The organism is Mesorhizobium sp. ORS 3428, assembly GCF_001854785.1.
Lineage (GTDB): Bacteria > Pseudomonadota > Alphaproteobacteria > Rhizobiales > Rhizobiaceae > Mesorhizobium.
Map to the genome: position 1 here is coordinate 547868 of NZ_MDFL01000115.1, position 16998 is coordinate 564865.

Annotated in this window: 19 protein-coding genes; 5 read left to right on the forward strand and 14 right to left on the reverse strand. The window is 62.4% G+C overall.

Annotated features, from left to right (window positions below):
- Positions 1–79 precede the first annotated feature (79 nt).
- The 7 genes from ORS3428_RS15840 to ORS3428_RS15870 all read right to left on the reverse strand — a co-directional run bounded on the left by ORS3428_RS15840 (position 80) and on the right by ORS3428_RS15870 (position 6057).
- Positions 80–847: a DeoR/GlpR family DNA-binding transcription regulator gene (locus ORS3428_RS15840; RefSeq protein ID WP_071099176.1), complete on the reverse strand. Its 768-nt coding sequence runs from the start codon at positions 845–847 to the stop codon at positions 80–82.
- A gap of 391 nt (positions 848–1238) precedes the next feature.
- Positions 1239–1970 carry a peptidase gene (locus ORS3428_RS15845; protein WP_071099177.1) on the reverse strand — a complete coding sequence of 244 codons (732 nt, stop codon included), beginning with the start codon at positions 1968–1970 and terminating at the stop codon, positions 1239–1241.
- 32 nt (positions 1971–2002) lie between these two features.
- Complete coding sequence (locus ORS3428_RS15850; protein ID WP_071099178.1) at positions 2003–2797, reverse strand: transglutaminase family protein; 795 nt, start codon at positions 2795–2797, stop codon at positions 2003–2005.
- A 20-nt stretch (positions 2798–2817) separates the two neighbouring features.
- Entirely contained in the window at positions 2818–3759 is a 942-nt protein-coding gene (locus ORS3428_RS15855; RefSeq protein WP_071099179.1) for an alpha-E domain-containing protein, read from the reverse strand.
- A gap of 63 nt (positions 3760–3822) precedes the next feature.
- On the reverse strand, positions 3823–4182 hold the full coding sequence (locus ORS3428_RS15860) for a four helix bundle protein (RefSeq protein WP_274534811.1): 360 nt from the start codon (positions 4180–4182) through the stop codon (positions 3823–3825).
- Positions 4183–4239: 57 nt separating this feature from the next.
- Complete coding sequence (locus ORS3428_RS15865; RefSeq protein WP_071099180.1) at positions 4240–5652, reverse strand: circularly permuted type 2 ATP-grasp protein; 1413 nt, start codon at positions 5650–5652, stop codon at positions 4240–4242.
- A gap of 168 nt (positions 5653–5820) precedes the next feature.
- A complete protein-coding gene (locus ORS3428_RS15870; protein ID WP_071099181.1) occupies positions 5821–6057 on the reverse strand; it encodes an Lrp/AsnC ligand binding domain-containing protein in 237 nt (78 codons plus the stop codon).
- 222 nt (positions 6058–6279) lie between these two features.
- Between ORS3428_RS15870 and ORS3428_RS15875 the strand changes: the two genes are divergently transcribed.
- On the forward strand, positions 6280–6696 hold the full coding sequence (locus tag ORS3428_RS15875; protein WP_071099182.1) for a DUF4864 domain-containing protein: 417 nt from the start codon (positions 6280–6282) through the stop codon (positions 6694–6696).
- Between the two features lie 4 nt (positions 6697–6700).
- On the opposite strand, the gene tgt is transcribed toward ORS3428_RS15875, so the two are convergent.
- The 6 genes from tgt to coaD all read right to left on the reverse strand — a co-directional run bounded on the left by tgt (position 6701) and on the right by coaD (position 11091).
- A complete protein-coding gene (gene tgt, locus ORS3428_RS15880) occupies positions 6701–7831 on the reverse strand; it encodes a tRNA guanosine(34) transglycosylase Tgt (protein WP_071099183.1) in 1131 nt (376 codons plus the stop codon).
- Positions 7824–8921, reverse strand: a complete 1098-nt coding sequence (gene queA, locus ORS3428_RS15885; protein ID WP_071099184.1) for a tRNA preQ1(34) S-adenosylmethionine ribosyltransferase-isomerase QueA — start codon at positions 8919–8921, stop codon at positions 7824–7826. Before queA ends, tgt begins: the two co-directional genes overlap by 8 nt.
- Entirely contained in the window at positions 8921–9370 is a 450-nt protein-coding gene (locus ORS3428_RS15890; protein WP_071099298.1) for a DMT family transporter, read from the reverse strand. The genes queA and ORS3428_RS15890 overlap by 1 nt, the downstream gene beginning before the upstream one ends.
- Positions 9371–9382: 12 nt before the next feature.
- The gene (locus ORS3428_RS15895; RefSeq protein ID WP_071099185.1) at positions 9383–9895 is read right to left on the reverse strand and encodes a peptidylprolyl isomerase; all 513 of its coding nucleotides are present in this window, start codon (positions 9893–9895) and stop codon (positions 9383–9385) included.
- A 29-nt stretch (positions 9896–9924) separates the two neighbouring features.
- Entirely contained in the window at positions 9925–10422 is a 498-nt protein-coding gene (locus ORS3428_RS15900; protein WP_244507972.1) for a peptidylprolyl isomerase, read from the reverse strand.
- A gap of 168 nt (positions 10423–10590) precedes the next feature.
- Positions 10591–11091: a pantetheine-phosphate adenylyltransferase gene (coaD, locus tag ORS3428_RS15905; protein WP_071099187.1), complete on the reverse strand. Its 501-nt coding sequence runs from the start codon at positions 11089–11091 to the stop codon at positions 10591–10593.
- 309 nt (positions 11092–11400) lie between these two features.
- Between coaD and ORS3428_RS33520 the strand changes: the two genes are divergently transcribed.
- Positions 11401–11553, forward strand: a complete 153-nt coding sequence (locus ORS3428_RS33520) for a hypothetical protein (protein WP_172833692.1) — start codon at positions 11401–11403, stop codon at positions 11551–11553.
- A gap of 102 nt (positions 11554–11655) precedes the next feature.
- Here ORS3428_RS33520 and gyrA read toward each other — a convergent pair whose 3' ends face one another.
- A complete protein-coding gene (gene gyrA / locus ORS3428_RS15910) occupies positions 11656–14445 on the reverse strand; it encodes a DNA gyrase subunit A (RefSeq protein ID WP_071099188.1) in 2790 nt (929 codons plus the stop codon).
- A gap of 369 nt (positions 14446–14814) precedes the next feature.
- Between gyrA and ORS3428_RS15915 the strand changes: the two genes are divergently transcribed.
- The 3 genes from ORS3428_RS15915 (at position 14815) to ORS3428_RS15925 (ending at position 16952) form a co-directional block, all read left to right on the forward strand.
- Positions 14815–15174, forward strand: coding sequence for a sodium-independent anion transporter (locus ORS3428_RS15915; RefSeq protein WP_071099189.1), 360 nt, complete (start codon positions 14815–14817; stop codon positions 15172–15174).
- Positions 15171–15791: a ParB-like protein gene (locus tag ORS3428_RS15920; protein ID WP_071099190.1), complete on the forward strand. Its 621-nt coding sequence runs from the start codon at positions 15171–15173 to the stop codon at positions 15789–15791. The genes ORS3428_RS15915 and ORS3428_RS15920 overlap by 4 nt, the downstream gene beginning before the upstream one ends.
- A 147-nt stretch (positions 15792–15938) precedes the next feature.
- Entirely contained in the window at positions 15939–16952 is a 1014-nt protein-coding gene (locus ORS3428_RS15925) for a PQQ-dependent sugar dehydrogenase (protein WP_071099191.1), read from the forward strand.
- Positions 16953–16998 lie beyond the last annotated feature (46 nt).

The window sequence follows — 16998 nt, forward strand, 5'->3', positions numbered from 1 at the left end:
ACCGTGGCGGAATTATTTCGAACTAAGAACGAATGTCAAACGAAATATCACAGGCGTGTGAGCTGCTTGTGAAAACGCGTTATCCGAGCGCCGTCTCGATCAAACGAACCTCCGTTTCCTCACAGATCCTGCGCACCGAAGGGATGTCGCAACGGTCGGTGATGAAGGTGTTGACCTGCGACAGATGGCCGATGCGAACCGGCGCCGTGCGCTCGAATTTGGTCTGGTCGGAGACGAGTATCACGTGACGCGCATTGGCGATGATGGCTTGCGCCACCTTAACCTCGCGAAAATCGAAGTCGAGCAGCGCGCCGTCATGGTCGATGGCCGAGGCGCCGATGACGGCGTAGTCGACCTTGAACTGCCGGATGAAATCGACGGCGGCCTCGCCGACGACACCGCCGTCGGAGCCGCGCACCACGCCGCCGGCGATCACCACCTCTATCGAAGGATAGATGCGCATCCTGTTGGCAACATTGATATTATTGGTGATGACCATAAGCCCGTTATGGTCGAGTAGCGCCTTGCTGACGGCTTCCGTCGTGGTGCCGATGTTGATGAACAGCGAGGCGTTGTCGGGGATCAGCCTGGCGGCGGCGCGACCGATCGCCTCCTTCTCCTCGGCGGCGATCTTGCGCCGCGCCTCGTATTCCATGTTCTCGATGCCGGACGGGAACAGCGCCCCGCCATGGATGCGCGTCAGCAGGCGCTGATCGCATAGATCATTGAGGTCCTTGCGGATCGTCTGCGGCGTCACGTTGAAATGGGTCGCAAGATCTTCGACCAGCACCCGGCCATGGTCCTTCGCCATCTGAATGATCTCGGCATGGCGTGGCGAAAGAAACATCCGGCAATCCTCCCATTTTCGTTTTTCACGTCTATATCGGAAAACGAAAGCGATGAAAAGGTTTAAGCCGGCTAATGAACTTCATGTGATTGCAAAGGCAAACCTGTCCGCAACCGGCGAGCGTCCTCATGGCGCGGATGCTGCAAATGCGTAATCAGCTGAACACGATCTTCGCTTCGAAACCGCCGAAGATTTTCGATCGGCTCGGCGGTCTAAGGTGGAGAGGCCTCGATACTCCGGAATTTTCTCGCCTGGTGCGATTGYCGGCCGCACGCCTCGACCAGTTGCGGAAATTCTTCGTTGTTCATGCAGCCCGCCGAATGGGCGGCACATCGGGCCGCTTCAGCTTTCAGTCATGTTGAGGCAACGGGGCCGCGTGYGTTGCAGCGCCCTACCCCGGAAAGTCCGGCAGACTGGCGAAGRCCGTCTTGAGCGCGCTCGACCAGCCCTCGGAAATGGCGCGGTAATACTGGTCGTCCARGCCGATCCGCTTGTTGAGGGCGACCGTGAAGACGTCCTTCTCCAGGAAGAGCAAGTCGAGCGGCAGGCCGACCGACAGGTTCGATTTCAGCGTCRAGTCGAAGGAAACCAGGAGCAGCTTGACCGTCTCGGCAAGGCTCATCGCGCGGTCATAGGCGCGGATGATGATCGGCTTGCCGTACTTCGTCTCGCCGATCTGGAAGAACGGTGTGTCGTCGGTCGCCTCGATGAAATTGCCCTCTGGATAGATCATGAACAGCCGCGGCGGACTACCCTTGATCTGGCCGCCGAGGATGAAGGAGGCGTTGAAATAGGAATCGGCCTTGTCGCCGTTCGGCGACGAATGCGCGATCACCTCCTTCACCGTTTCGCCGACCAGCCGCACCGCCTGGTACATCGATGGTGTCTCGAGCAGCTTCTCATGGCGATCCGTGACCGCCTTGTTGCGCTCGTCCAGCAGGCTGACGACGGCTTGGGTGGTGGCAAGGTTGCCCGCCGACATCAACACGATGACACGTTCGCCGGGTTCTTCCCAGACATGCATCTTCTTGAAGGTCGAGATCGAATCCATGCCGGCATTGGTGCGCGTGTCCGACATGAACACGAGCCCGCGATCGATCTTGAGGCCAACGCAATAGGTCATGGTCGCTCTTTCACCAGCGAATCGTGCCGCGATTACTGCTCGACCGTGACAGTGACGGCAAGCTTCTCTTGCGCCTGTCCGAGCAATATTCCCGACACCGGCGAGGCATCGCGATAGTCGCGGCCCGTTGCCACCCTCACATAGCGTTCGTCGGGGGAGATGYCGTTGGCKGGGTCGAAGGCGACCCAACCGAGGCCCGCTACATGCGCCTCGGCCCAGGCATGGCTCGCCGCCTGCTCGACGGACGCGTCCATCATCAGATAGCCGCTGACATAGCGGGCGGGAAAACCCATGACGCGCGCCGCGGCGGTGAAGATATGGYTGTGGTCCTGGCAGACGCCGCTCTTCAACACCAGGGCCTCTTCCGCCGGCGTCACAACGCTGGTCGCGCCGGGCTTGTAGGCGACGCGCTCGCGAATGCTGCTCATCAGCCTGTGAAGCCGCTCGATATCAGGCCCCTCACCCACCTCTCGAGCGAGCTYGCGGATGCCATCGCCGGCGGCGGTGAGTTGCGTTTCCTGGCCGAAAAGCCAGAGCGGCGCCAATCCACGGTGCGGGCCTGACACGCCGGTCGTGTCGCGCGTCATCACTTCGCCAGCTGCCTCGACAGTGATGGTGTTGTGGCCGCCATCGGCGCTCACGAGTCGCGTGTCGTTGCCGAAATGGTCGTTGAAACGCACCTCCTCGCGCGCGCCGTCGATCTTGATTGCCCAGGAAGACACGGTCTGCGTATGCCCGTTCATCGGCAGCAGGCGAAGCCGCTGCAGCAGATACTGCACCGGCGCGTCGTAGCGATACTCGGTCCGGTGGGTGATCTTGAGCCGCATGATGCCCGCCCCTTCGGCGCTCAGTAGAACCGGTAGTCCTGGGCGATCTCATCGCCCAGCCTGGTGTTGTCGCGAATGAACTCGGCCAGGAACTCGTGCAGGCCGTGGTCGAATATGTCCTTGATCGAGCCCTTCTTCAGCATCGCCTGGATCTTCTCGGCGGTTGCATGGCACGCGTGGCGCTCGCCATAGTCGTCRGCGAGGAACCTCAGGTGCTCGCCGAGGAAGCGGTAGCAGAAGGTCAGCGAGCGGGGCATGCGCACGTTGAGGATCAGATAGTCGGCAATGTTGGTCGGCTTGTAGTCGGCGTCATAGACCCAGCGATAGGAGCGGTGCGCCGACACCGAACGAAGGATCGACTCCCATTGATAGTTGTCGAGCGTCGAGCCCACCCAGGAGATCGACGGCAGCAGCACATAATATTTCACATCGAGGATGCGGGCCGTGTTGTCGGCGCGCTCGACATAGGTGCCGAGCTGCGAGAAGTCGAAGATCTCGTTGCGCAGCATGGTGCCGTAGAAGGATCCGCGGATCAGCGCCGTCTCGCGCTTGATGGCGTCGAGCACGGTCGGCAGGTCGCGCTCGTCGATCGGCCTTGCCAGCATGCGCTTCAGCGACATCCAGGCTTCGTTGATGCTCTCCCAGGTCTCGCGGGTCAGCGCGGTGCGCACCATGCGCGCATTGTTGCGCGCCGTCTCGATCGACGCCATCGTGCTGGACGGGTTTGACGTATCGCGCAGCAGGAAATCGGAGACGTTGGCAGCCGTATAGTCCTTATATTTCAGCGAAAAGGCATGGTCGGAGCCGGCGCTGAGCAGCACCGAATTCCATTCCTCRGACGCGTCTTGTGTCCGCGTCAGCGCCATGCGCAGGYCCGCATCGACCAGGCGCGCCATGTTTTCGGCCCGCTCGATATAGCGGTTCATCCAGTAGAGACCGTTGGCGGTGCGRCCGAGTAGCATGTCAGGTTGCCCTAATGCTGAGCGAATAGCCAATAGGGAATAGCGAATAGAGAAAATTCACATTCATGATTTCTGCTGCAAACTCCTGATCACCGATCGGAGCATTTTGCCAACTTCTTCAGCCTGGTTGAGCAAGCGGACCAACTCTTTCTCGACCAACAAACCAACCTTTTCCGACAAGATCACGTGCGTTTCCAACTCCTTGAGGGAGCCTTGCGCCATTCGAAGAAATTGGATGAAGGATCCGGTATTCTCTCGGCCATGACTTTCCGCGACGTTTGCGGCAATAGAGGCAGCCGAGCGTCGTGTTTGGGAAGTCATTCCATACGCCTCGCTGTTCGGAAAGCCTTTCGTCGCCGAGTAGCAATCTACCGCCAAGTCCAAGGCCGCCTTCCAAACAATCAGATCTCTGTAGGAATTGATCGCCGTCTTATCCCCCTCTTTCGCTATTCGCTATTCCCTACTGCCTATTCCCTTGTCTCAATCATCCAGCACCCACGTATCCTTCGTCCCGCCGCCCTGCGAGGAATTGACGACCAGCGAGCCTTCCTTGAGCGCAACCCGCGTCAGGCCGCCGGGCACGATCTGGATGCGGTCCGAGACCAGCACGTAAGGCCTGAGATCCACATGCCGCGGCGACAGCCCCTTCTCGGTCAGGATCGGGCAGGTCGACAGCGCCAGCGTCGGCTGGGCGATGTAATTCGCCGGCTTCGCCTGCAGCTTCTTGGCGAACGCCTCACATTCCTTCCTGGTCGCCGCCGGGCCCACCAGCATGCCGTAACCGCCGGAGCCGTGCACTTCCTTGATGACCAACTCGCCGATGTGCTCCAGCACATATTTCAGGCTGTCCGGCTCCGAACAGCGCCAGGTCGGGATGTTGCCGAGGATCGCCTTGCGGCCGGTGTAGAACTCGACGATTTCAGGCATGTAGGAATAGATCGCCTTGTCGTCGGCGATACCGGTTCCCGGCGCGTTGGCGATGGTGATGTTGCCGGCGCGGTAGACGTCCATGATGCCGGGAACGCCCAGCGCGGAATCCGGCCTAAACGTCAGCGGATCGAGGAAGGCGTCGTCGACGCGCCGGTAGAGCACGTCGATCTGCTTGTAACCTTCGGTCGTGCGCATGGTGACATGGCCGTCGACGACGCGCAGATCCTGCCCCTCGACCAGTTGCACGCCCATCTGGTCGGCAAGGAAGGCGTGCTCGAAATAGGCGGAGTTGTAGCTGCCCGGCGTCAGCACGGCGATGGTGGGCGCGCCCTTGGCACTCTGCGGCCGCACCGCGGCAAGCGACTGGCGCAGCAGCTGCGGGTAGTTCTCGACCGGCCGCACTTTGATCTGCTGGAACAGCTCCGGGAAGAGCTGCATCATCGTCTCGCGGTTCTCCAGCATGTAGGAGACGCCCGACGGCGTGCGGGCATTGTCCTCCAGGACGTAGAATTCGTTCTCGCTGATGCGGACGATGTCGACGCCGATGATGTGGGTATAGACGCCGGCCGGCGGCTTCACCCCGATCATCTCTGGCAGGAACGCATCGTTCTTCGCCACGAGTTCTCTCGGAACGCGTCCGGCGCGCAGAATTTCCTGGCGGTGATAGATGTCGTCGAGGAAGGCATTGAGCGCCTGCACGCGCTGCTCGATGCCCTGCGTCAGCCGGCGCCATTCCTGGCCGGAAATGATGCGCGGAACGATGTCGAAGGGGATCAGCCGCTCCGAGGCTTCCTGTTCGCCATAGACGGCGAAGGTGATGCCGGTCTTGCGGAAGACCCGCTCGGCATCCTGCATTTTCTGGGTAAGCCTGGCCGGGTCCTGTTGCTTCAGCCAGCGATCGTAAGCCTGATATGGTCTTCTCAGTCCGGAGGTTTCCGGAAGCATTTCATCGAACGCTGCCAATCGCGTGCTCCCCTCTGGAAGCCATTTCACTGGCCTCGCCGAAGAAAATCAAGCGCAATCGGTGATTTGGACGGCGGCGGCAGCCGCTCTATGCAAATTGCCTAAGATTAGGGCAGGACAAACCACTTCAGGTCAGGCTCTGCCTCGCAGCAGAGCAATGCCAGCCGGTCAGAAGGCCCGGAAGGTGACGATGGTGAACGTGTCCTTGATGCCGGGAAGAATCTGCACCTTCTCGTTGACGAAGTGGCCGATGTCCTCCTCGTCCTCGAGATAGAATTTGGCGAGCAGATCGTAATTGCCGGCGGTCGAGTAGATTTCGGAGGCGATCTCGGCATCGGCAAGCGCGCTGGCAACCTCATAGGCCTTGCCCAGATCGCACTTTATCTGCACGAAAAATGCCTTCATTGCCCGGTCCTGCCAGCTTCTACGCGAATAAGCGGCCCTTGTGGCAGACTGCCGTCCGGCTTTCAAGCATCGGACAGCACGCGCCTTGGCGACCGCTTGCCGCAATTTCGCGGCCATAGATCATCGCACCGGCAAGAATCTTCCGACGGCGATGAAACCGCGGCGCCCGGGCCGGCGTATGTTAGACTGCACGCTCGCAACGCGAATTCCGGGAAACAGGCCATGCGCCGCGCTTTGTTAGCATTCGCTCTCGTTCCGATCTTGGCAACCATGGCCTATGCCGGCGATGCCGAAATCAAGGCGGCGCAAACGGTCATCGAGAGCCAGCTCAAAGCTTTCCTCGCCGACGACGGCGCCACCGCCTACAGTTTCGCGGCGCCGAACATCAAGCGGATATTCCCGACCGTCGACACCTTCATGAACATGGTGACCAACGGCTACGCGCCGGTGCGCAAGCCGCAAAGCTATTCCTTCGGCAAGGTGGAGCAGACCGGGCCGGCCTCGATCATCCAGCAGGTGCYGATCGTCGGACCCGACGGCAAGKACTACGAAGCGGTCTATACGCTGGAGCAGCAGCCGGACGGCACCTTCAAGATCACCGGCTGCAGCCTGCGGGCGGCGAACTCGGTAAGCACTTGAGCCTTTACAACGCCGGAATATCGCCCCTCGCCCAGCCTTCCGAAATCTCCCCGGCGCGCGCTTCGAAGGCCTGAGCCTCGATGGCAGCACGGAGGTCCTGCATCAGCTTCTGGTAATAATACAAATTGTTCCAGGTGAGCAGCATCGCACCAAGCGATTCCTGCGACCGCACGAGGTGATGCAGATAGGCGCGCGAGTAATCGCGCGCGGCCGGGCAATCGCTTTCCTCGTCCAGCGGACGCGGATCGTCGGCATGGCGGGCGTTGCGCAGGTTGATCTTGCCCCGGCGTGTATAGGCCAGGCCATGGCGGCCGGCGCGCGTCGGCATCACGCAATCGAACATGTCGATGCCACGCGCTACCGACTTCACGATATCCTCCGGCGTGCCGACGCCCATCAGATAGCGCGGCCGGTCGGCCGGCAGTTCCGGACAGGTGATGTCGAGCATCTCCAGCATGACCGCCTGCGGCTCGCCGACCGCGAGCCCGCCGATGGCATAGCCTTTGAGATCCATCGCCGTCAGCGCCTGCGCCGAGCGCAGGCGCATCGCTGCGCTGTCGCCGCCCTGAACGATGCCGAACATCGCCTTGCCCGGCTGGTTGCCGAACGCCGTCTTGCAGCGCTCGGCCCAGCGCAAAGACAATTCCATCGCGCGCTCGATTTCCCTGGGCTTGGCCGGCAGCGCCGTGCATTCGTCGAGTTGCATCTGGATGTCGGCATCGAGCAGCCCCTGGATCTCGATCGACCGCYCGGGCGACATCTCGTAGCGCGCGCCGTCGATATGCGAGCGGAAGGTGACGCCCTTCTCGCTGAGCTTTCTCAGCTTCGCCAGCGACATTACCTGGAACCCGCCGCTGTCGGTCAGGATCGGGTATGGCCAGCGGGTGAATGCATGCAGGCCGCCAAGCTTCGCCACGCGTTCGGCGCCTGGCCTGAGCATCAGGTGATAGGTGTTGCCGAGTATGATGTCGGCGCCGACGCCGCGCACCTGTTCCATATACATGGCTTTGACGGTGCCGCCGGTGCCGACGGGCATGAAGGCCGGCGTGCGGATCTCGCCGCGCGGCATGCTGATCACGCCGCGCCGCGCCTTGCCGTCGGTGGCGAGCACCTTGAAGGAGAAGGTGTCAGTCATTGCGTTCCTTTTCGGGCGTCTCGGCTCGGAAAAGCAGGCAGGAATCGCCGTAGGAGTAGAACCTGTAGCGGCTCTCGATGGCATGCGCATAGGCCGAACGCATCGTCTCCAGCCCACTGAAGGCCGAGACAAGCATGAAGAGCGTCGAGCGCGGCAGGTGGAAATTGGTCATCAGCATGTCGGCGGTGCGGAAACGGTAGCCTGGCGTGATGAAGATATCGGTCGGTCCCGACCAGGGGTCGATCCTGCCGTCTTCGCGCGCTGCGCTTTCCAAGAGACGCAGCGACGTCGTGCCGACGGATATGATCCGCCCTCCCCGCGCCTTTGCCGCATTGAGCGCGTCCGCCGTCTCGGCGCTCACCGAGCCGGTTTCGGCATGCATCTTGTGATCGGCGGTATCGTCGGCCTTCACCGGCAGGAAGGTGCCGGCGCCGACATGCAGCGTGACGAAGCGGCGCTCGACCCCCCTGGCGTCGAGCGCGGCAAACAGCTCCGGCGTGAAATGCAAGCCAGCGGTGGGGGCGGCGACTGCGCCCTCCTCCTTGGCATAGATGGTCTGGTAGTCGCTGCGGTCGCGCTCGTCGTCGTCGCGTTTCGAGGCGATGTAGGGCGGCAGCGGAATGTGGCCGACGGCCTGGAGCGCCTCGTCGAGGAACGGACCGGAGAGATCGAAGCCGAGCAGCGCCTCGCCCGCCTCGCCCTTCTCGATCACTGTGGCGTCGAGTTGGCCGAGGAAGCAGGAATTCTGGTCATGGCCGAAATGGATGCGGTCGCCGACGGCAACGCGCTTGCCCGGCCGCATGAACGCCCGCCAGCGGTCCGGCGCCACGCGCATATGCAGCGTGGCCTCGACCTGCGCCATAGCCTCGCCGCGCTTGCGGATGCCTTTCAGTTGCGCCGGGATGACCCGGGTGTCGTTGAACACCAGCACGTCGCCCGGCTTGAGCAGCGACGGCAGCTCGCGCACGATCCGGTCTTCCACGCCTTGACCCGGCCTGACGACCAGCTGCCTGGCGCTGTCGCGCGGCTCGGCCGGGCGCAGCGCGATGCGCTCCTCCGGCAGATCGAAGTCGAACAGGTCGACGCGCATCAGAACAACCGGATGAGCAGCGCTCCGGCCAGCAGCAACACGGCGCCGGCAACGCGGCCAAGCGAGATTTCGCGGACGGTAACGCCGAGGAAGCCGGCGCGGTCGACGAGCATGCCGGCAATCAGCTGGCCGGCGACCAGGAAGGCCATCAGCGCCGCCGCGCCGATACGTGGCGTGAGGATGGTGGAGAGCGTGACATAGAAGCCGCCGAGCACACCGCCGGCGACGAACAGCCACGGCTCCGGCGCCTTCCAATCGAGCGAGATGCCCTGCAGCTTCACCACCGAGACGGAGATGATGCCGAGCACGATGGCGCCGGACAGGAAGGAAAAGGCCGCGGCCGCCACCGGAAGGCCGAGGCCGCGCGCCAATTGCGAATTGATCGGCGCCTGGATGGCGATGAAGGCGCCGGACAGGATGCCAAGCAGGGACCAGACTGCGCCCATCATCATTCTCAAGCCTTACTGGACGTCGGCCGCAACCTTCAGCGACACGATCTTGTCGGGATCCTGCACCGGCTCGCCGCGCTTGATCTTGTCGACATTCTCCATGCCTTCGATGACCTGGCCCCACACCGTGTATTGGCGATTGAGGAAGGAAGCGTCGTCGAAGCAGATGAAGAACTGTGAATTCGCCGAATTCGGGTTCTGCGCGCGCGCCATCGAGCAGGTGCCGCGGCCATGATTGGCATTGGAGAATTCGGCCTTGAGGTCCGGCTTGTCGGAGCCGCCCATGCCTGCGCGAGACGGCGCGTAGGTGGGTTTCGAGGAATTGCCGAACTTGACGTCGCCGGTCTGCGCCATGAAGCCGTCGATGACGCGGTGGAAGACCACGCCGTCATAAGCACCTTCACGCACCAGTTCCTTGATGCGGGCGACGTGGCCGGGCGCAAGGTCCGGATACATTTCGATCACGACGTTGCCCTTGGTCGTTTCCATGATGAGCGCGTTCTCGCGGTCCTTGATCTCAGCCATGTCAGAAAATCCTTTTAAAATTGAGTGGGTTACTTGCTGTCGGCAGCGATCCGGACCTTGATCATGCGATCGGGGTCCGTGACCGTGCCATTGTCCGCCTCATCGCCCTTCTTGATCTTGTCCACCAGTTCCATGCCGCTGACGACCTTGCCGACAATGGTGTACTGGCCGTCGAGGTTCGGCGCCGGYGCGAACATGATGAAGAACTGGGAATTGGCCGAATTCGGATCCTGCGAGCGGGCCATGCCGACGACGCCGCGCGTGAACTGCTCGGTCTTCGAGAACTCGGCCGGCAGGTCGGGAAGATCGGAACCGCCCGTGCCGACAGCCTCGGGGTTGAAACCCTTCTTCATGTTGCCGAACTTGACGTCGCCGGTCTGGGCCATGAAGCCGTCGATCACGCGATGGAAGGCGACGTTGTCGTAGGCGCCCTCGCGCACCAGCTTCTTGATCTGGGCGACATGCTTGGGCGCGAGATCGGGACGCAGCGCAATCGTCACGTCGCCGTCCTTCAGCGTGATGATCATGGTGTTTTCCTTGTCGGCGGCAAAAGCCGGGAACGATGCCGCCAAAAGGCCGGCAAGCACGACAACAAACGAAGCGAGCTTCTTCAGCTGCATGAACTCTTCTCCGAGGTCTTTGTTGCATGCATGCCGTTGCCCCAAAACCGGGATCCACTTTTGGGCGACATGCACTTATTTCGCGAATTTGGCAGTGAGCGCGCCGGCGACGGCGGCCGGCACGAACGGGCGGATGTCGCCGCCCATCGAGGCAATCTGGCGGACAAGTGTGGCGGTAATGGTGCGCACCGAGGGGCTGGCCGGCAGGAATAGCGTCTGCAGTTCCGGCGCCATCGTCTCGTTCATGCCGGCCATCTGCATCTCGTAGTCGAGATCGGTGCCGTCGCGCAGGCCACGGATGATGATCGAGGCGCCGTGCCTCCTGGCGGCGTCGATGACCAGGCCATCGAACGATACGACCTTGATGCGGTCACCATCGCGACCGAACTCCGCCTTGGTCGCGGCCTCGATCAGCTTCACGCGTTCCTCGAAGGAAAACAGCGGCGTCTTGCCCGGATGGATGCCGATCGCTGCGTACACGGTGTCGGCCACCGCCAGCGAAGCCTTCAAGACGTCGAGATGGCCGTTGGTCAGCGGGTCGAAGGAGCCGGCGTAAAGGGCGATGCGTTCGGTCATGGCAGGCTTCTAGAGCAATTCCAGGAAAAGTGTGAGCGGTTTTCCGTCCGGAATTGCGCAAAACAAAAAGATAAAGCGGTTCGCCGTTTCCTTGAAACGGTGAGACGCTTTGAAACGGTGAGACGCTTTAGCGAGCCTCTCCAACAAAGGCAAATCCCATCGATGCGCCCGGCCGTGAACCTTTCACGGAGATGAACGACGGATGAAGGCGACAATCACGAATGCTTCACGCTGCGTTCACTAGGTTGCCGCTTCAGGAGATGAAACCAAAGCACCACCTTATCGTTAGCACGGTAGGAGAACACGCAAATGCTGATCTACATGCTTGCTACTGCAATGACCATCGTGATGCTGATCGCAACCGCATTCGGGCTGCATCAGGAAGCGGCGCGGGTGCGCGTCAAGGCCAACGCCAAGCGGCTCGAAGGGCTCGCCGGCCGCAAGGCTGATCGTCACTTTTGATCTCACGCACCGGCCCAAAGGCCGGTGATGACAGAGCAATTCCAGGGGAAAGCATCTAGCGGTCTTCCGTTGGGGATTGCGCGAAGACAGATGGTTAGACGCCTATTCGGGACTTCCTTGGCCCGTATCCTCGGTGCCCGCCTCGCCTGACACCTCTTCGGCTTCCTCTTCGGCCTGCGGTTCCGAAATCCGCTCCACCGACACCACTTTCTCGCCTTCGGCCGTGTTGAAGATGGTCACGCCCTTGGTGGCACGGCTGGCGAAGCGTATGCCGTTGACCGGCACGCGGATGACGGTGCCACCGTCCGACACCAGCATGATCTGATCGTCATTGCCGACCGGGAAGGTCGCGACGAGGCGTCCGATCTCGGCCGTCCTCGACACGTCGGTGGCGCGGATACCCTTGCCGCCGCGGCCCGTCAGGCGGAAATCGTAGGACGACGAGCGCTTGCCGTAGCCGTACTCGGTCACCGTCAGCACGAACCGCTCGTGCGCCTTGAGGAACTCGTAACGCTCGTCGGAAAGCTCGGCTTCCTCGCCGACCTCCTCATTGGTGAGCGCAATCTCTTCCTCCTCGCCGGCCGTGCCGGGAGCAAATCGCCGCTCGGCCGCTGCACGCCTCAGATAAGCGGCGCGTTCGGCGGGCGAAGCATCGACATGCTCGATGATGGACATCGAGATCACGCGGTCCRTCTCGGCCATGGCGATGCCGCGCACGCCGACGGAGTTGCGACTCTGAAAGACGCGCACGTCACTGACCGAGAAGCGGATGCACTGGCCGGAATTCGCGGTCAACAGCACGTCGTCATTGTCGGTGCAGGTCTCCACCCCGAGGATCTCGTCGCCCTCTTCGTCCAGCTTCATGGCGATCTTGCCGTTGCGGTTGACCTGGACGAAGTCGGACAGCTTGTTGCGGCGCACCGTGCCGCGCGTGGTGGCGAATATCACGTCGAGCTCGCCCCAGCTCGTCTCGTCCTCGGGAAGCGGCATGATGGTGGTGATGCGCTCRCCCTGCTCAAGCGGCAGCATGTTGATCAGCGCCTTGCCACGCGACTGTGGATTGCCAACCGGCAGGCGCCACACCTTTTCCTTGTATACGATGCCTCGCGAGGAAAAGAACAGCACCGGCGTGTGCGTGTTGGCGACGAACAGGCGGGTGACGAAATCCTCGTCCTTGGTCGACATGCCGGAGCGGCCCTTGCCGCCGCGGCGCTGCGCCCGATAGAGCGACAACGGCACGCGCTTGATGTAGCCGGAATGGCTGACGGTGACGACCATGTCCTCGCGCTGGATCAGGTCCTCGTCTTCCATGTCCGCCCCGCCCTCGGAGAGCTCGGTGCGGCGTGGCGTGCCGAACTCATCGCGGACGGCGATCAGCTCGTCCTTGACGATCTGYTGGATGCGTGCGCGGGAAGACAAAATGTCAAGGTAATCAACAATTTCGGCGCCGATCTTGTTCAACTCGTCGGCGATCTCGTCGCGGCCAAGCGCGGTCAGGCGCTGCAGGCGCAGATCCAGGATGGCGCGCGCCTGCTCCTCGGAAAGATTGTAGGTGCCGTCCTCATTGATGCGATGGCGCGGATCGTCGATCAGCTGGATCAGCGGAGCGACGTCATGGGAGGGCCAGCGCCGTTCCATCAACTGCTCGCGCGCCGTCTGCGGATCGGGCGCCGTGCGGATCAGCTTGATCACCTCGTCGATATTGGCGACCGCGATCGCAAGACCGACCAACACATGGGCGCGCTCGCGCGCCTTGCGCAAGAGATACTTCGTGCGGCGGCTGATCACCTCCTCGCGGAAGCCGACAAAGGCCTTCAGCATGTCGATCAGCGTCAGCACTTCCGGCTTGCCGCCATTCAGCGCCACCATGTTGGCGCCGAAGGAGGTCTGCAGCGGCGTGAAGCGATAGAGCTGGTTGAGAATGACGTCGGCGACGGCCTCGCGCCTCAATTCGATGACGACGCGGTAGCCCTGGCGGTCGCTCTCGTCGCGAATGTCGGTGATGCCCTCGATGCGCTTCTCGCGCACCAGTTCGGCCATCTTCTCGATCATCGCCGCCTTGTTCACCTGATAGGGAATCTCGGTGATGACGATCGATTCACGGTCGTTGCCGCGCGCTTCTATGCTGACGCGGCCGCGCATGACGATCGAGYCGCGGCCCGTCGAATAGGCGTTGTAGATGCCGGAACGGCCAAGGATGATGCCGCCGGTCGGGAAATCCGGGCCGGGCACGATCTCCATCAGTGACGCTAGGTCGATGGCTGGGTTGTCGATGACGGCGATGGCGCCGTTGCATACCTCGGCCAGATTGTGCGGCGGAATGTTGGTGGCCATGCCGACGGCGATGCCCCCCGAGCCGTTGACCAGCAGATTCGGGAAGCGTGCCGGCAGCACCCGCGGCTCGGTGGCGGAGGCGTCGTAAGTGTCCTGGAAATCGACGGTTTCCTTGTCGATGTCTYCCAGCAGCTCATGCGCAACCTTGGTCAGCCTGGACTCGGTGTAACGCATCGCCGCCGGCGGATCGCCGTCGATGGAGCCGAAATTGCCCTGCCCGTCGATCAGCGGCACGCGCATGGACCAGTTCTGCGCCATGCGCACCAGCGCGTCGTAGATCGAGGCGTCGCCATGCGGATGGTATTTACCCATCACGTCGGCGACGGGGCGCGCCGACTTCACATATTTGCGGTTCCAGTGGTAGCCGCTTTCATGCGAGGCATAGAGGATGCGGCGGTGAACGGGCTTCAAACCATCGCGCACGTCGGGYAGCGCGCGGCTGACGATCACGCTCATGGCGTAATCGAGATAGGAGCGCTGCATCTCCTCGATGATCGAAATCGGCTCGATGCCGTTGKGGCCGCCCTCCGGCCCGCGCGGTGTATTCTGGTCGGTCAAATCAGGTCACAATCCAGTCGGGAATCACTGACCGGTTATATAGGAAGCCCGGCCAAAACTCCAATATCGGCGCGACTTTTCCAGAGACAATTTTGGTGGTAATTTCAAATGGATACCGCTGATTGCGACGATATGGCCAAGGTCGGTTTCGCCGCCGCGCGGCGAGGTCGGCGATGGATCGAGCGAAAACCGAAAGCGCAATGAACCGGGCCTCATGGTTGCCTCTGCGAGCGCTCAGCGGCTGGACAGCAAAGGACCTTAACCGCGATCTGGCGGCCGGCATCAGGTGCCGATCGAGCTGGCGCAGGTCCGGGTACTTCGGTCTGGTGGCCGCCGAGCGGCTCCGCCGCCGGCGAGCAGCACCCCGGCGTGCTGGTCGCGGCATTCCAGGCGCCGCTTTCCTTCGTCAACGCCGACCGTTTCAAGCGCGGCCTGCTCGACCTGATCGATGCAAAGGGCGAAAGCGTCAAGCTCATGGTCCTGGAGGCCAGCAACATCGTCGAGATCGACTATACCGCCGCGCAGACGCTGATCGACACCATCCGCCATTGTCGCGACAAAGGCGCAGTGTTCGCTATAGCGCGCATGGAGTCGCTGCGCGCGCAGCAGGCGCTGGCAAAATTCGGCATCGCCGATCTGGTCGGTCCGCAGCGGATATTCCACAGCGTCGACGACGCCATCAAGGCGCTCGGCCCAGGACAGACCCAACAGCAGGACGATGTGCAATGACCAGCCAACGCGAACCCATCCTTACTCCCGTGGCCGTCAAGGAACTGCGGCCGACGCAGATCACAGTCGGCATGCGCGAGGTGGAGTTGAAACGCCAGATGATCCGCGCGCAAAGCGGCAAGGAAACCGGCACTTTCCTCGGCCGTCACATGGTGCCCGTGGTGYTCGGCCCCAAGAAGCGCAACTATGTTGTCGACCATCACCACATGGCGCGGGCCCTGCTCGAGGAAGGCATCAAGGACGTGCTGGTGACGGTAACCAGCGATCTGTCGAAGCTCGACAAGGACGCCTTCCTCATCGTGCTCGATAATCGCGGCTGGATGCACCCGTTCGACGAGAACGGCAAGCGGCGCGACTATGATGCGCTGCCCAAGAGCATGGCCGATCTAGTCGATGACCCCTACCGCAGCCTCGCCGGCGAGTTGCGGCGGCAAGGCGGCTTCGCCAAGGACACGACGCCGTTCAGCGAGTTCCTGTGGGCGGATTTCCTGCGCCGGCGCATCGACCGGAATGCGGTCGCGAAGAATTTCGACAAGGCGATGAACAAGGCCCTGGCGCTCGCCAAGAGCAAGGAAGCGGACTATCTGCCGGGCTGGTGCGGTCCGATAGCGGACTGACTGCAGCGGCGTAGAGCACATCGCAGTCTTCACGCGGGCTCAAGGATCCCGGAAAACCGCTTCATCGTGGGCCTTAGCTCCGGCTTGAAACGAGAATAAGCCGCTCCAATTCCCTCCAGCAGGCTCTGCTTGCATATGAGGGCGGCCATGGACGTCTTTTCTGCCAAGACCGGATTGCACTCCGCTGGAATTCGGTTTCTCGCTTTCGCTTCGGTTGTGACGGTCGCCTTCGGTTTGGACCTCGGCCCGACGCAGGCCGCGCTGCTTGCCCGCRTTCCTGCCGCGCGCGAAATGGCGGTCTGCGGCGACACGTTGTTCGTCGGCACCAAAGGCTCCTCGGTCTATTCCTTGCCTGTGTCGGGCGGCCGCGCCCGAGTGGCCGCCTCCGGATTCTCGGCTGCGAACGGCGTCGCATGCTCCGGCAGTCGACTGTTCGTAGCCTCGCGAAACAGCGTGACCGCTTTCGAGATCGGGCCGGGCGGCGCTCTGAGCGGCCGGCGTGACATTCGCCGAGGGCTCGCGAATTCCGGCGTCCACAGCTTGCGCTATATCGGCGACGGGCCGGATTCCAGGCTCTACGTCTCGTTGGGGTCGCCCTGCAACATCTGCTTGCCGCATGGACTGCAAGGCACGATCGTCAGCATGAAGCAGGACGGGTCCGACTTTCGGCGCGTCGCCTGGGGCGTGCGCAATTCGGTCGGCTTCGACTGGCAAGGCGGCACCATGTTCTTCACCGACAATGGCGCCGACCGCATGGGCGACAACATCCCGCCTGACGAACTGAACGCGCTCCGGCCTGGCGGCTTCTACGGCTTCCCCTATTTCGGCGGACGAATCCGGCTCAAGGGATTCGAGGACGCGCGGCCGCCCGCGCAGCAGATTTCACCCGTCTTCGACTTCCAGGCGCATGTCGCAACGCTGGGAATCCATTTCTTCCGCAGCCTCGGCGGCGACGCCCTGGTCGCCGAGCACGGAAGCTGGAACAGGTCGGTTCCGGTCGGCCGGCAGGTCGTGCGCGTGCGCTTCCGCGGTGGGCGGCCGGTGTCGGCGACGACTTTCCTCCGAGGCGTCGGCCGGCCCGTGGATGTCAAGGAAGCGCCGAACGGTTCCGTCCTCGTATCCGACGACAGCGGGGGCGCGATTTACGTCTTCAGGCAATGACACGCGGCAACCTTCCCAGCTTCTGACTGGAGAACCGGAGGCGTCC